The sequence below is a fragment of the Chryseobacterium sp. WG23 genome (assembly GCF_024586575.1).
GTDB lineage: Bacteria > Bacteroidota > Bacteroidia > Flavobacteriales > Weeksellaceae > Chryseobacterium.
The window spans coordinates 88,461-103,580 of sequence record NZ_JALCZE010000009.1 but is presented as its reverse complement, the minus strand read 5'-3'; the positions used below and the strand labels follow the sequence as shown (position 1 = coordinate 103,580).

General features: G+C 36.9%; 9 protein-coding genes. 3 read left to right on the top strand and 6 right to left on the bottom strand.

The window, feature by feature from the left end; all coding sequences use genetic code 11:
- Positions 1-5 precede the first annotated feature (5 nt).
- The gene (locus tag MP477_RS14875; protein ID WP_257191018.1) at positions 6-1,382 is read right to left on the bottom strand and encodes a T9SS type A sorting domain-containing protein; all 1,377 of its coding nucleotides are present in this window, start codon (positions 1,380-1,382) and stop codon (positions 6-8) included.
- Between the two features lie 652 nt (positions 1,383-2,034).
- Between MP477_RS14875 and MP477_RS14870 the strand changes: the two genes are divergently transcribed.
- Positions 2,035-3,006, top strand: coding sequence for a sterol desaturase family protein (locus tag MP477_RS14870; RefSeq protein WP_230034623.1), 972 nt, complete (start codon positions 2,035-2,037; stop codon positions 3,004-3,006).
- Between the two features lie 88 nt (positions 3,007-3,094).
- Here MP477_RS14870 and MP477_RS14865 read toward each other — a convergent pair whose 3' ends face one another.
- From MP477_RS14865 to MP477_RS14850, 4 genes are all read right to left on the bottom strand, one after another.
- On the bottom strand, positions 3,095-5,251 hold the full coding sequence (locus MP477_RS14865) for a glycoside hydrolase family 97 protein (protein WP_257191017.1): 2,157 nt from the start codon (positions 5,249-5,251) through the stop codon (positions 3,095-3,097).
- A gap of 76 nt (positions 5,252-5,327) precedes the next feature.
- Entirely contained in the window at positions 5,328-6,434 is a 1,107-nt protein-coding gene (locus MP477_RS14860) for a SusE domain-containing protein (protein WP_257191016.1), read from the bottom strand.
- A 19-nt stretch (positions 6,435-6,453) separates the two neighbouring features.
- On the bottom strand, positions 6,454-8,055 hold the full coding sequence (locus MP477_RS14855; protein ID WP_257191015.1) for a RagB/SusD family nutrient uptake outer membrane protein: 1,602 nt from the start codon (positions 8,053-8,055) through the stop codon (positions 6,454-6,456).
- 12 nt (positions 8,056-8,067) lie between these two features.
- Complete coding sequence (locus MP477_RS14850; protein WP_257191014.1) at positions 8,068-10,821, bottom strand: SusC/RagA family TonB-linked outer membrane protein; 2,754 nt, start codon at positions 10,819-10,821, stop codon at positions 8,068-8,070.
- A gap of 337 nt (positions 10,822-11,158) precedes the next feature.
- On the opposite strand from MP477_RS14850, the gene metG reads away from it, so the two are divergent.
- Together metG and MP477_RS14840 are read left to right on the top strand one after the other, a co-directional pair.
- On the top strand, positions 11,159-13,195 hold the full coding sequence (metG, locus tag MP477_RS14845) for a methionine--tRNA ligase (RefSeq protein ID WP_257191013.1): 2,037 nt from the start codon (positions 11,159-11,161) through the stop codon (positions 13,193-13,195).
- A 136-nt stretch (positions 13,196-13,331) separates the two neighbouring features.
- Entirely contained in the window at positions 13,332-13,994 is a 663-nt protein-coding gene (locus MP477_RS14840) for a hypothetical protein (RefSeq protein WP_257191012.1), read from the top strand.
- 181 nt (positions 13,995-14,175) lie between these two features.
- On the opposite strand, the gene MP477_RS14835 is transcribed toward MP477_RS14840, so the two are convergent.
- On the bottom strand, positions 14,176-14,880 hold the full coding sequence (locus MP477_RS14835) for a bifunctional 2-polyprenyl-6-hydroxyphenol methylase/3-demethylubiquinol 3-O-methyltransferase UbiG (protein ID WP_230034603.1): 705 nt from the start codon (positions 14,878-14,880) through the stop codon (positions 14,176-14,178).
- Positions 14,881-15,120: the final 240 nt, after the last annotated feature.

Sequence of the window (15,120 nt, the reverse complement as noted above, 5' to 3'; positions counted from 1 at the left end):
ATTAATTAATCAACGACCACTTTGAAAGCCTTAATCAGTTTTTTGTTTTGAGTAAGTACGACCAGGTAGGCCCCTTGTATCTTGAGGCTGTTTTGATATATCGTAATTTTCGAATCTATTTTTTCGGTAGAAAGAATTCTTCCTCCTCCGTCATAAATGGCAATCTCCAATCCTTCTGTCGGTGGGAATTTCACTGTAAAATTATTGTTCATTTTCACAGGGTTCGGATACAGCATATATTGGAAATCTGAAGTAGCATCACCCGGTCCTTTTGTATAGGCTGGATCATGAATATTGTTTTTGTCGGGTTGCTTTTCTCCGATACTATTGGTAGCAAAAGTAAAAACAGCAGAATTTTTATCTTCAGGAAATTCTACTCCCGAATATTCTACCATTTCATCGTTAGCCTTTCCTTCTATTTTTTTTAAACTGCCATCCTCATTTTTAATAAGCATCCAGTAGTTTAAACGTGAATTTTCAGGGTTCATCAGCTTTTTAGCGATCTGCAGCACATATCCTTTTTTAGGAATCGTCTTGCCGATAAAATTGATTTCCCAATTTCTCTTCAATATCCTTAAGTTTTCTTTCTCTTCAAAACTGAGATCTTTATTATCATCAGACCATATCGCAAATGTATAGTTGTCTAACGGAGCATTATTTTCAAAATTAGTTCTTGAAATTTTTTCCCTTCCAATACTGATTGTCTTATCCTCCTGGTTGCTGGATTGCTTCTGGTTAAGCTCATTGGCGTCATCCCTACCTATACCGGTAGGTCTGTTCTTAAAATCTTTATGTTTTTCGGGATCCCAGATCACATCCCCTTTACTGTTGAAATATTTTACACCTACCAGCGAGATTCCGTATTTAATAGACAAATAGGTATGAACCCTTTCTAAATCACTTTTTGAAAGTTTCCTGGGAACAAAAATAGCCTCATAAAGATTTTTATCTTCAAGGCCTATATTCAAACGGTCTTTAGGGTTGCTGGAAATTTGTTTAGATCCCAGATAAGAAAAAATACTGGGTTTCTTTTTCAGTTCGATGAGTTTATCACTTCCACTGCTTTTAAAAGAGGTATTGCTAAGCGCTGCAATAATATCTTTATTATACCAGATGTTTTCGTCTTCATCTGAATGATGCACAACGATTAAGGATTGGGCATCATTTTTACTGTAGGTAATAGGCTTCGGAAAATGCTGCCTTATATTACAGTTGAAGTTGAGCAATGAACCATCATCGCATTTCGAGGTTTCTCGCAACGATTCGGGTTTTGCTTTTTCCCAGATCTTATTTTTCTGATCAATAAGTTGTGCATTACCATAGAAGATACCTAAGCACAATGCAAGGCAGCTGCACACATTTAAACGGTACTGAGTTTTCATTCTCTATGAGGGTTATTAGTACAGCCAAATTAGCAAAAATTATGAAACGAGCATTAAAAATTTAAAAAAAATCAATATTTTAATAAAAAATAACCTTTACAAACCAATAAAATAAGTAAATAAATCTTATTTCATTATTGTAATAAAAAACTGAAAACAGCTTCAAACAGGACATTTTGTTAGAAAAAAATAATTAGTAAGAGTTCAGAAATCAGTTGGTTTGAAAGTAAAAATTTTTTTTTTTACTTTCAGAAAGAATTTTGAATTAATATCATACCTATTTAATAAAAAAAGCCTTAAAAACCCATTTACACATTGAAAATCAATTTATTAAATTCAAAAAGCATTACTTTACATAATATAGGCCTATATTTTGGATCCTGAAGCAAATATTCCAAAATAATGATCATCCTCAGCTTTATTATCCTATTTTTATAAAGTTTTAAAAATAGATAACAGCATATAAACTGGAAATATATTTTAACTGATTTCATTTTTCTTATTAAACAACAATCTTTTATTCATAAAACATCATCACTTCCCCGTTTTAATTCATTTATTATGGATTTAAATAAAAAATATGGTATGCGGGAGAATATTTTTTCTAAAAAACTGGTTTACAATCTGTTTTATTTTTAGTTTTACAGAAAAAATGTTTGATTTTAGTACAATGTTCCATACTGAGGGCCCAGACGTTGTTTACACGTGGACCATTCCTGTATTTGCTGCTATAATTTTTATGGAAATGGCCTACAGTCATTTTAATAAAGAGAAAATTTATGAAACCAAGGATGTAGCAACTAATGTTCTTTTTGCACTGCTCAACTATGGATTGGACATTATCATGAAGGGCTTTTCCCTGTTTGTTATGATGTTTTTTTATCATCACCGCATTTTTGACTGGCAAGAAGGGATATGGTATTGGATTGCTGTATTTCTTGCCCAGGATTTCGCTTATTATGTCCATCATTATGTAGACCATCACTCACGGGTTTTCTGGGCTGTACACATTACGCATCACAATTCTGATTATTTCAATATCAGTACAGGTTTCAGAAGCCCTGTATTCCAACCTTTGTACAGATATCTATTTTTCTCCCCGTTAGCATTCATGGGGTTTCATCCATGGCATATTTTGGTAGCCTACTCGGCTATACAAATCTATGGTACCTTTGTGCATACCCAGTCTATTAAAAGCATGGGCTTTTTAGAGTACATTTTAGTAACTCCTTCCCATCACCGCGTACATCATGCCTGTAATATCAAATATTTAGACCGTAATATGGGAATGGGACTGATTATCTGGGACAAAATCTTCGGAACATTTGAAAAAGAAGATCCCGAAGTCCCTGTAAAATACGGAGTATATCCAAAAATAAAATCTAAAGACCCGGCTACCATGCTTTTTTATGAATGGAGAAGAATAGGAAAAGATATTCGCCAGCCAGGACTTTCCTTTAAAGACAGGATAAAATATCTTTTTTACTCTCCGGGATGGAAGCACGACGGCTCCGGAAAGACGGTAAAACAATACCAAAAGGAATATAACGAAAAGATAAAAAATAAGCCATTACCCGATAAAATAGAAATTTCAGAACCAGAATATCAATATTCAGATAAATAAAATATTCAATGGAAAATCAATACTTTATTTAAAAAAATAACTGCCCCGGCTCAGAGAGCCGGGGCAGTTTTATAATTGTTATAAAAATTTATTTTACAGGTTTGATAGAAACTGCGAAACCACCGCTTCTTACCATTTTAAAATTAATCTTAGACTTGCTGGTAATCTGTTTCTTGTAGATATTATAGCTTTGAGGATTGTCGATATAATCAGCATCTTTTCCATCTTCATAGATTGTTGCTTCATATTTCTTTCCTTTATCCAGGAATGAAAAATCTACAGTATACTCACGCTTATTTTCGTCCGTAATACCTCCTACAAACCAGTTTTCGGTACCTTTTGCTTTTCGGGCAGTAATCACGTAATCTCCAGGCTCTGCAGATAAGATTTTAGTATCATCCCAGTCTGCAGCTACATCCTTGATAAACTGGAATGCATCCATATGCTTTTTATAGTTCTCAGGAAGGTCAGCTGCCATCTGAAGCGGCATATACATCGTTACATATAATGCTAACTGCTTAGCCAATGTAGTCTTTACAAAACGCTTATCTCCAGGGAAATAATAATCTAATTTGGTTTGGAAAATTCCGGGGGTATAATCCATTGAACCTCCCATCCATCTTGTAAAAGGAAGAACGGTCTGGTGATCTGGCTTATTTCCTCCAAAAGCCTCATATTCCGTACCACGTGCTGCTTCTGCAGAAATATAGTTTGGATAGGTACGGCTTTCACCTGTAGGACGTACAGATTCATGAGAATTCACCATTATCTTATACTCATTGGCTTTCTCAGCGATTCTGTAGTAATGGTTGATCGTCCATTGAGAGTAATGATGCTCCCCTCTCGGGATAATATCTCCTACATATCCTGTTTTTACTGCATCATACCCATATTTATTCATCAGCTGGAATGCTTTATCAGACCATCTTTCGTAGTTTGCTGCCGAACCGGATGTTTCATGGTGCATGATCAGCTTTATTCCCTTAGAATGAGCATAGTCATTCAGCATTTTGATATCAAAATCCGGATAAGGAGTAATGAAATCGAAAACAAAATCTTTAGAATGCCCGAACCAATCTTCCCAACCGATATTCCATCCTTCGATCAACAGTCCCTGGAAACCATTTTCAGCTGCAAAGTCGATGTATTCTTTAACTTTTGTATTGTTGGCAGCATGTTTTCCGTTTGGAGTCAGTTTTGAGAAATCCGTTTTATCAATATGAACATTCTCCGCTGTGGAATATGCCCACTGTGATTTCCCGATGATCATTTCCCACCAAACACCCATGTATTTTGTAGGGTGAATGTAAGAAGTATCGGTATACTTTGTAGGCTCATTAAGGTTAAAGATCATCTTAGAGTCCATCACCTGTTCCGCTTTTGGAGCTACAATAATTGTTCTCCAAGGTGTTGTTGACGGAGTCTGGATATATCCTTTTGCTCCCTGTCTGTCTGCTGTCAGATGTGTTTTGAATCTGAAATGCTGTGCATCAACTTCCAGATGGGATGCCGGATAATCTAATACTGCAGCTTCCGCAACGTTGATATATAAAGGTTCTTTCCCTTCTCTTTTTAGCATTAATGGTGACTGAACTGCATTTTTCACTAATGACTGTGATGCATTGGCGTCAAATGCCTGATCCCATTTAGCAGGAATCTCAGAAACTTTTGTTTCCTGATACTGATATTCCTGAGAGTCGTAATCTGCTACCAACCACCAGGCTTTCATATCTGTAGGGAAATCGATTTCAGAATCTTCTTCTCTGATGACGAAATAATTAAGGTTTTTCTGTTGTGGAAATTCATATCTGAACCCCAGACCATCATTAAACAATCTGAATTTTACCACAATACTTCTATCTGTAGAAGCCTGGTTCAAAGTAACCGCCAACTCATTGTAATTGTTGATGTAGTTTTTCTTTTCCCCAAGAACCGGCTGCCACGTTTCATTTTTAGAATCTCTCTTTTCATCTACCTTTGCAAAACCGTTGTTTAAATCGAATTTTGCATCTTCCGGCTTAGCAATTTCGGAAGCAAATTTTATGGCTGTGTCTTTAAATAATCGCAATCCCAATTTAGAATCTTCAACCACTACCGCACCATTGTACTTCAGGTTATAGTAAGGTACTCCTTCTTTCAACTGAAAGCTCATTTCGAACTTCCCATCCGGAGATTTTAAAGATTGGGCTTTCACACCTGTAAACATCATGGAGAGCAACACTGCTCCAACTGTAATTTTCTTCATAATGACTATTTATAATCTTAAAATAGATAAAGTGCTGCGGTAAAGCAACACTTTACTATATAATTCATTTAACTTATTATAATGGTTCGATTTTGTAGATTCCCAGTTTCAGGTCTACAGAAATTTTATAGTTTCCTCCGTTTCCGTTAAACGTAATATTTCCATTACTTCCTTTTGGAGCAAGATATCCTGTATTGCCATCTCCTAAAAGATTTCCCCAATCAAGATCTCCAAAGCTCTGCTGGCCCAGAAATTTAAACTGAGAGCCTGCCGGAAGGGCAAGGGTATGCTCAAACTTACCATCCCCCATGTTGGTCATAGCAATTGCTGTTGCAGCACTCCATGAGTTAACCGTACCTACGATGTATAGGTTTGCAGGATTCCAGACTGTGATTGGGGATGCAGATACTGTGATTGTTTTTTTTGTAGCTTCTGCATCAATAACAATTTTATACATTCCGCTGGCTCCGTTAAACTTAATATTTTCCGCCGGTGCAGCAGATAAATTGGAAGACCAGGTTTTAAAATATTTGTTTTCCTGTTTCATTCCTGCGAAATCTAAACTGTAATTTAATGGGTTCCAGTCCTTCTGTCCCAGGAATCTGAATGTTTTACCGATTTCCAGATAAGTATATATTGTAGAGATATTCTCGTTTTTATACAACAGCTGGGCCTTACTTGCCTCCCAACCTATAGCAGAGGCATCGCCTACTAAATAAAAAGAAGGGTATGTAGTCAAATAAGGAGTTACCTTCATTGAAATCACATTGGAATAAAATACCGCATTCCCTACGGAAGCCTTCATTCTTATTTCAATGTTTTCTTCAATTTCAGGCAGAAATCCCGCATCGATAATAATTTTATTAAAATCTTTTACGGTATAAGTGGTAGTCAAATCACTTGCTGTAAGATCTGTACTTTTAGCATCTTTAAAACCCGTTCCGGCTTTGGCAACCTCCAACGCATTATTGTTTACGACCGCAAGATTAAATTCCGGATTGGTCCAAGTAAATTTTACAGCTTTATCATTTTCGTTAGCTTTAATCATAACCAATGTGGTAGCATCCGCTGATAAAGTCGGAGTTTTCGTTATCTCCAGTACAGCTTTATCTTCATCCTTCTCACAAGAGATCATGAATATCCCAATGAAAACCGCAGCTAATATCTTGAATAAATTTTTCATTTTAAACGGTATTTAAAGGTTAGTAACCAGGATTCTGGATAAGATTAGGATTCGCAATAATATCCCTGTTCGGAATAGGGAAAAGGTTTCTGTAGCTTTCCACGGCTTTTCCTTCTTTTACATTTCCTTTCCAAGGCCATAGGTAATCACCTGTGGTATATCTGTTGAAACGGATAAGATCTGATCTTCTGGTGGTTTCCCAGGACAATTCTCTTGCTCTTTCATCTAAAATGAAATTCAGATTGATAGAAGTTACATTTCCATTGGTATTGCCATACGCACGCTCTCTCAATTGGTTAACGTAAGTGACCGCAGTGGCAACACTTCCACCAGCACCACCTCTGAGAACAGCTTCCGCATACATGAGGTAGATATCTCCCAAACGGTATAAAGGAATATCCGCTTCTACCCAGTTATCGTGGGCGCCGGGAGTTCCGTTACTTTTAATATTTTTATACTTGATAAATGCATATCCATCCGTAAAAACACCTAGGTTATTAATTTCCAGATTCTGCCCTGAGGTAAAGAATCTTCCTCTCTTATCAGCCCCATCGGCAGGAAATAAGCCTACAAATGCCTTTGTAGTTCTTAAACCACCCCATCCGCCACTGACTCCAAAATCAGAAGCCTTCATATCTCCACCTATTGCCGCATGAACCAAATAAGTAGTTCCGCCGTTGGTTTGAGTATTGATTCCGTCAAAATTTACACTTAGAATCTGCTCAGGGTTATTGATATTGTTATCTGCAAGGAATAGCTCGTCATATTTTGGTTTTAGAGAATATCCTGCGGCAATTACTTTGTTACAGTAAGTGATACAGTCTGTATTTCTCTGTGTTCCCGTATATACTTCTGCATTCAAATATAGTTTTGCAAGCAGTGACCATGCCGCTGCTTTATCTGCTCTTCCATACTCATTCGTTTTAGGGTCTTTTAGTTCGCCAGCTACTGCTAAAAGTTCAGACTCAATAAAGGTAAACAAAGCCTTTCTTTCTATTCTTTGTGGAGGAGTTAAGGATCCCGGCACGTAGGTTTCATCCACAAAAGGAACATTTCCAAACATATCAATTGCATGATAATAGGATTGTGCTCTCAAGAAGCGTGCTTCAGTTCTCATCAGCTTAGCTTGTACAAGATTGTCACCGGTAATATTATTTTCCGCTAATTTTTCATCCGTCACATTTCGCAGGAATTCATTACAGAAAGCAATTTCCGTGTACACTCTGTAGTACATAGCTGTAATAAATTCGTTGGAAGAATCCCAGGTCATTTTATGAAGCGTGTGAAGATTCCCGTCATTCCAGCCGATTACAGCTTCATCCGTCGTTAAAACATTCAGGTTGTACATCAGCCTCGTATACTGGGAAAAACCTCCGTTAATTCCGTTGATATCACTGTCAGGCTGGTCACCGTCACCGCTTATCTGCCCTCCCATAGCGAGACCTCCATATAGTTTTGCCAGAATATTTTTATAGTTAGAAAAATCTTTATAGATCACCTTTGCTGTAACATCCGTAATAGGTTCTCTTTCCAAATCATTAACGCATGACGCTGTGGTCAGTAGAAAAGCAACAGAAAGAGGCAGTACTATATTTTTAAGTTTGATTGTATTAAGTTTCATCGTAATTATTATTTAAAATTGAAAATTAAAGCCTAAAGAATATATTCTAGGCATCTGATAGTATCCGTTATCGATTCCGCCAAAAACTTCAGGATCTACTCCTGTATATTTTGTGATCACAAAAACGTTTTGCGCCATAGCGTATACTTTCAGATTACTTCCTTTAGAAAAAATTTCTCCGAAATTATAACCTACGTTGATATTGTCAAGTCTTAGAAATGATGCATTCTCTACATAAATATCTGATTTATATTGAGGTACCGAAAACTTATATTCCGGTGCTGTAGAAAATACATTCTGAAGATATTCGTTGGTAGATGCAGACTGTAAGGAACTGTTGGAGGCCATATTGTTATACACATAGTTTCCTAGCACGGCTCTTGCACTAAGGGCAAAGTCCCAGTTTTTATGAGAAACCTTTGTAGAAAAGCCTAAAATAGCATCCGGAGTAGTTGATTTATAATAATACATATCTTTCGTATTGATTACACCGTCTGCATTTCTGTCTACATAAGCTCCGTCTACAGGTTTTCCGTTCGTATCATATACCTGCTGATATACCCAGAATGCGTTTGGAGCATACCCTACTGCATGAGCCTGGATTCTATTTCCAGATCCCCCCTCAATACCTCCAACTTCCATATTAAAAGATTCATCAGCTCTGTCTTTCAGCTTGGTTATTACCGGCTTGTAATGGGTAGCATTGAAACTTACTTCCCACGTTGTTTTTTCATTTTTAATAGGAACAATGGTAATACTTCCTTCGATCCCTTCATTTTTCATATCACCTACATTCTGCCAGCTGGCATTACTCAGACCCCCTGCAGGTTCATCAGCATACACCAATAAGTCTTTAGTATCTTTTCTGAAAAGGTCGATGGATCCCGTAATTCTATTACTAGCAAAACCATAATCTATCCCTATATTCTTGGTAGTAGTAGTTTCCCAGGTAAGATTTGGGTTATAGTTGGTAGGTCTGAACATAAAATAATATTCATTCCCAAATTGATAACCTGCTCCCGGATAACTTGGATTGTAAGAAGCAAAGGCAGGATAATTATTAGGTTTATTCCCATTAAGAGCTGGTAATTCCTGCTGTCCTGTTTTCCCCCATCCTGCTCTCAGTTTCAATGTACTGATTGATGAAATATTTTTGATGAAACTTTCTTCGTTAAGCTTCCATGCTAAGGAAACACCCGGAAAGACACCCCACACATTATCTTTCGTTCCGTTAAAGAATCTGGAAGAACCATCTCTACGTACAGATCCTGAAATAACGTATTTGTTAGCTACTGTAAAAATTGCTCTTCCATAAAAAGAGATCAGTGTGTTTTGCGTTTCAAAATTCAGGTCCTGTGCATTGATTCCGGTTCCTTTATAGGTAGTCGCTCCTGGAATATTCAAACGGAAGTCCTGATAAGCATATCCTGCTGTAATGTCTACACCAGTATTGATTGCACTTATATTCTTAACATAATTAAAATAGGTTTCCAAGAGCTTGTTATTCTTCTCCATAGAATAAAGATTCGAACTGCCCTTATCGGTATAGCCTTGTCTTAAATTAGCATCTTTAAATTTATGTCCTTTACTTTTTGTATAATCGTATCCGGCATTTACATTGAAATGCAGGTCAGGAAGAAAATGAAATTTATAATCTAACTGAATATTTCCCAATCCTCTTGTTACCGATGATACATCTCTTACCCCGTCAATCATCCCCAGCGGGTTTGAATTGGCATTTGCGTTAAATCCGGTTGCGGCTCCTGGATCCAACCACTCATAGTAACCTCCATACTTGGTATTTCCTGAATAAACAGGCTGTGTAGGATCAAAATACGTAGCTGCCTTGATCACTCCACCGTCTACAAATTGGTTATCCGTAAAAGTCCCTTTTGCATTTACATTCACTGATAAATGATTATCAAAGAATTTTGGATTTAAGTTCAAACCTACTGAAGTTCTTCGGAATGAATTTGATTTTACAATACCATTCTGCTCGTTATAGCCTAATGATAAACGATAAGGCAGTCCTTTAATACCTCCTGAAAGGGCGACATTATTATCCGTACCCCATGCTGCCTGATAAATCTTATCCTGCCAGTTGGTATCTGCATTTCCCAGTTTTGTTTTGTAGCTGTCCGGAGCATAAGTGTTGACAAAGTCTCTAAATTCCTGTGCCGTCAGTACATCTACATTTCCCATTTTGGTAGACACTGAGGTTACAGTAGAAAAATTCAGTTTGAATTTTCCGGAAGTTCCTTTTTTGGTTGTAATCAGGATAACACCATTGGAAGCTCTGTTACCATAAATAGCGGTAGCTGAAGCGTCTTTCAGGATATCAAATGTTTCGATATCGTTAGGGTTTATGAGGGATAACGGGTCAGAAACACCATTCATTCCCACAAAATCCTGAGGAACACCATCAATAACGATCAATGGAGAGTTTTCTCCACTTAAAGAAGAGGTACCTCTGATTCTGATCTTTGTTCCTGAGCCTGGAGCTCCACTGTTATTGGTAATCTGTACGCCAGGTGTCTTTCCCTGGATCAGCTGTCCTGCAGAGGTAGCTCCTCCATTGAAGTCCTTTGCAGTAACTGAAGTTATAGACCCTGTAAGGTCAGATTTCTTCTGTTTTCCATACCCAATCAACACTACCTCCTCAATTTTCTTTTCCTTTGTGACAGAGTCTGTTGTCTGCGCATGCATTATTGTACTGGCCAATAAAAAAGCAGGCGCGATTTTTAATACTGTTGTAAAGTTATTCACAATCATATTTTTTTATAGTTTCGTTTTTTCAGTCATATTCTGGCTTGAAGCCAGACTCGCAATTTATAAAAAAAATAGAATTATTATAAATTTAATATAATTTTAGTTAAAATTATGTATATTACGAAACCTATTTTAGTTAAAATTTTAAATTCCAATATTTTACAACGACTTATGCATAGCATAGTATTTACGCTAAATTAGCAAATTGTTAAACGTTTGTTTAACTTTATTTCATATCCACATGGAAAAAAATAAAGGAGTAAGGCATAATAACTCCACAAAGAGCGGTATTCAAGAGATAATCCTTATCTTTGCAGTCAAAACTTTACTATAAATGTCAAACAGAAAGATGATTACGGCAGCTTTGCCTTATGCAAACGGACCGGTTCATATAGGGCATTTGGCAGGTGTCTATATTCCTGCGGATGTTTATGCAAGATTTCAGAGAAGATCAGGAAAAGATGTAGCGTTTATCTGTGGTTCAGATGAGCACGGAATTCCTATTACCATAAGAGCTAAGAAGGAAGGGGTTACCCCACAGGATATCGTAGATAAATATCACGAGATCATCAAAAAATCCTTTTCAGATCTGGGAATCTCATTTGATGAATATTCAAGAACAACTTCTAAGAACCATCATGAGACCAGCCAGGACTTCTTTAAGGTTCTTTATGAAAAAGGAAAATTTACTGAAGAAATTTCTGAACAGTATTTTGATGAGCAAGCGGGAGAATTCCTTGCTGACCGTTATATTGTAGGAACCTGTCCCAACTGTGGCAACGAGAACGCTTATGGTGACCAGTGTGAGAAGTGTGGGTCTACCCTTTCTCCTTCAGAACTGATCAATCCGAAATCCATGCTAAGTGGAAATGTTCCGATCCTTAAAGAAACGAAGAACTGGTATCTTCCTTTAAATGAATATGAAGACTTCTTAAATGAATGGATTATTGAAGGGCACAAAGATGACTGGAAACCGAATGTATACGGACAGGTTAAGTCGTGGCTAAATGACGGACTGAAACCACGTGCAATGACCAGAGACCTGAACTGGGGAGTTCCTGTTCCTCTTCCGAATGCAGAAGGAAAAGTTCTTTATGTATGGTTTGATGCGCCGATCGGGTATATCTCTTTCACTAAAGAATGGGCCGCGAAAAACGGAAAAGACTGGAAGGATTACTGGCAAAGTGAAAGCAGTGACCTGGTACACTTTATCGGAAAGGATAATATTGTATTCCACTGTATTATTTTCCCAGCTATGATGAAAGCTCACGGAGATTATATCATGCCTGACAATGTTCCGGCTTTTGAATTCCTGAACCTTGAGAATGATAAAATCTCAACCTCAAGAAACTGGGCGGTATGGGCACATGAATATGTAGAAGATTTCCCTGGTCAGCAGGACGTATTAAGATATGCGCTTCTTTCTTCAGCTCCTGAAACAAAGGATAACAATTTTACATGGAAAGATTTCCAGACTAAGAATAATTCTGAATTGGTAGGGATTTTCGGAAACTTCATCAATAGAGTTGCAGTTCTTGTTCACAAATATTATGATGGTGTTATTCCGCAAGGGGATGTAAACAGCTCTGAATTGCAGGAGATACACAAAGCAGCAAAAGAAATTTCAGGATTCCTGGAAAACTATGAATTTAGAAATGCTTTATCTGCATTAATGAATCTTGCCCGTTTTGGAAACCAGTATCTTCAGACAGAAGAACCTTGGAAAACGATTAAAGACAGCCCTGAAAAGACTGCACAATCTTTATTTGTGGGAGCACAGATTGCTGTAGCTTTAGCTCAGTTGTGTGAACCTTTCATGCCTTTCAGTTCCGAAAAGCTATTGAATATGTTCAATGTGGAAAAGAAAACATGGAATGATATTGAAACCCAATCTGTTTTAATTGAAACCGGACACAAAATCAACGAATCATCCCTTCTTTTCTCAAAAATTGAAGATGATGTGATTGAAGCTCAGATTCAAAAATTAGAAGATACCAAACAAAACAATAAAAAAACAAACCCTAACGCAAATCCTATGAAAGAAGAGATCTCTTTTGATGATTTTACTAAAATAGACCTTAGAACAGCAACCATTTTAGAAGCTGAAAAGGTAGAAAAAGCAGATAAACTATTGAAACTTACTGTAGATACAGGAGTAGATGTAAGAACTGTTGTTTCAGGAATTGCCGAAAGCTTCACTCCGGAGGAATTGATTGGGAAGCAGGTAATGATCTTACTGAACCTTGCTCCAAGAAAAATCAGAGGAATTGAATCTCAGGGAATGTTATTATTAACGACTAAACCTGATGGAAAATTATCTTTCGTAACGCCGGATGACAGCAATGTCGAAAACGGTATTGAGATCGGATAATTACCCATAAATCAATATTTAAAGGGGCTTTCTTTCAAGATAGCCTCTTTTTGATTCTATACAATCCAGATGATCAATTAATCAATAAAAGATGAAGCAGGTACTTCAATATTGAAACGTTTTTTAGAAATAGTATATGGTTAGCAAAAGCGTATTAAGGAAACTCTCAGATTTCGAACTCGAAAAATATATAAAAGAAGACAACCGTTTTGTTCCGGAAGCTGTCTCAATGGCTTTTGAGATATTAGTAGAACGAGGGCGGATTTTTACGGAAGAGGAAAAAACCGCAGTTCAGGAGTTGATTCAAAGTAAAAAAAATGCAGAAGAAGCAAAGTTTACAGAAGAGCAGGAGCTTTGGAAAGACCATATCACAGAAGACCCTGCTGCTATCAAGCTGTATTCGAGAACAACCGTTTTTGTAAGCAGTGTTGTTCTGGGTACCATTCCCGGAGCTATCTTACTCTGCCTGAATTTGATAAAATTAAAAAAATATTTCCCAGCCCTCCTTACATTGATATTTGGTTTTCTTTTTTTCTTTTTGCAGGAACACGTTTTTCAATCTTATTTTGATTTCAACACCACATCACGATACAATCCGGCCATGGCAGTTATAGCCGCTGGAACATTAAGCCTGGTTGGTATCTGGGTCGCAAGTATTCCAAAAAAGATGCCTTACAGAGCCAAATCTTATGTTTTCCCTGTCATTTTATGCATTGGAACCGCTGCTCTGATGTTCTATTATTATCAGGATTGGTTTTCCATTTATCCATTACTTGGGCTTATCCGTTTATTCAGATAAAATATATTTTTGAAACTTATTTCGTTACCCACTTTACTCCTCGCGCCAAAGCTAAACAAGCCGAATCTGGCTGTGGGGTAACCGTTTTTATCGGGATTAAAAAAATCATTCCATGAGATACAATCTTATGGAATGACAATATATATGATCATCGAGAAGTAGCTTTGTATACCAATGATTGCTATTTCTTAGTCAGTTTTGCCAGATAAGAATCCTCATCCTTCAATATTTTTTCTATGAGAAAACCATTATTCTCCGCTGCATTTTTCAGGGTATCGAAATCCAGGTACAGCCATGTGATTGGTTCTTCAGATTCACCTTTATAATGCACTACATAGTCTAATTCCCCATAATATCCGCCGGCAGGAATATACACTCCACCGTCTTTATCCCGGTCAAACATATAGAGAATATCAGTGCTGTCGATCAGGATCTGTCCGTTATCATTTAATAAAGCATGTAATTTTTGAAGATAAGGATCTATTTTAGAAAGACTTTCAAAAACCCCTGTGCCATTCATCAATAATAAAACAGTATCGAAAGTTTCTCCTGAAAAATCAAGGATATTTTCACAAACAGCATTTTTGATCCCTCTCAGTTTACAAACCTCAACAGATTTTGGTGAAATATCCAGAGCCATCACCTCAAGGCCTTTTTTATTTTGAAGATACAAAGCATGAGAACCGGCTCCGGCTCCTATATCCAAAACTTTTCCTTCGGATAGCTTCATTGCCTTCTGCTCAATATTATTCATTTCTTCAAAATCTCTGAATAAGTAATTTACAGGAAGTTCATCCAGTTCAGAAATTGATGTTTCAGTCTGCAGATCTTCAGGATTGTCATTGTGATAATAATCCCAGATCGCTCTGCCCATTAAATCTTTCATAGTGCAAAGATACAAGTTAAAAATGGAGAATTAAAAGTTGAAAATTGAAAATCTACCGTCCCAATCTCAGTAATACAACATCTACAACATCGTCAATCAAAGTTTTACTTCGGTCTTTCGATGATAAAGATGAGTAGAATAATTAATACTTTAGGTTTTGGCTAAAGCCGGATGACGTTTGATGGATATGGTAAGCGGACTAAAGTCCGCTTCTATTGAATTTTATATTGAATTTCAATA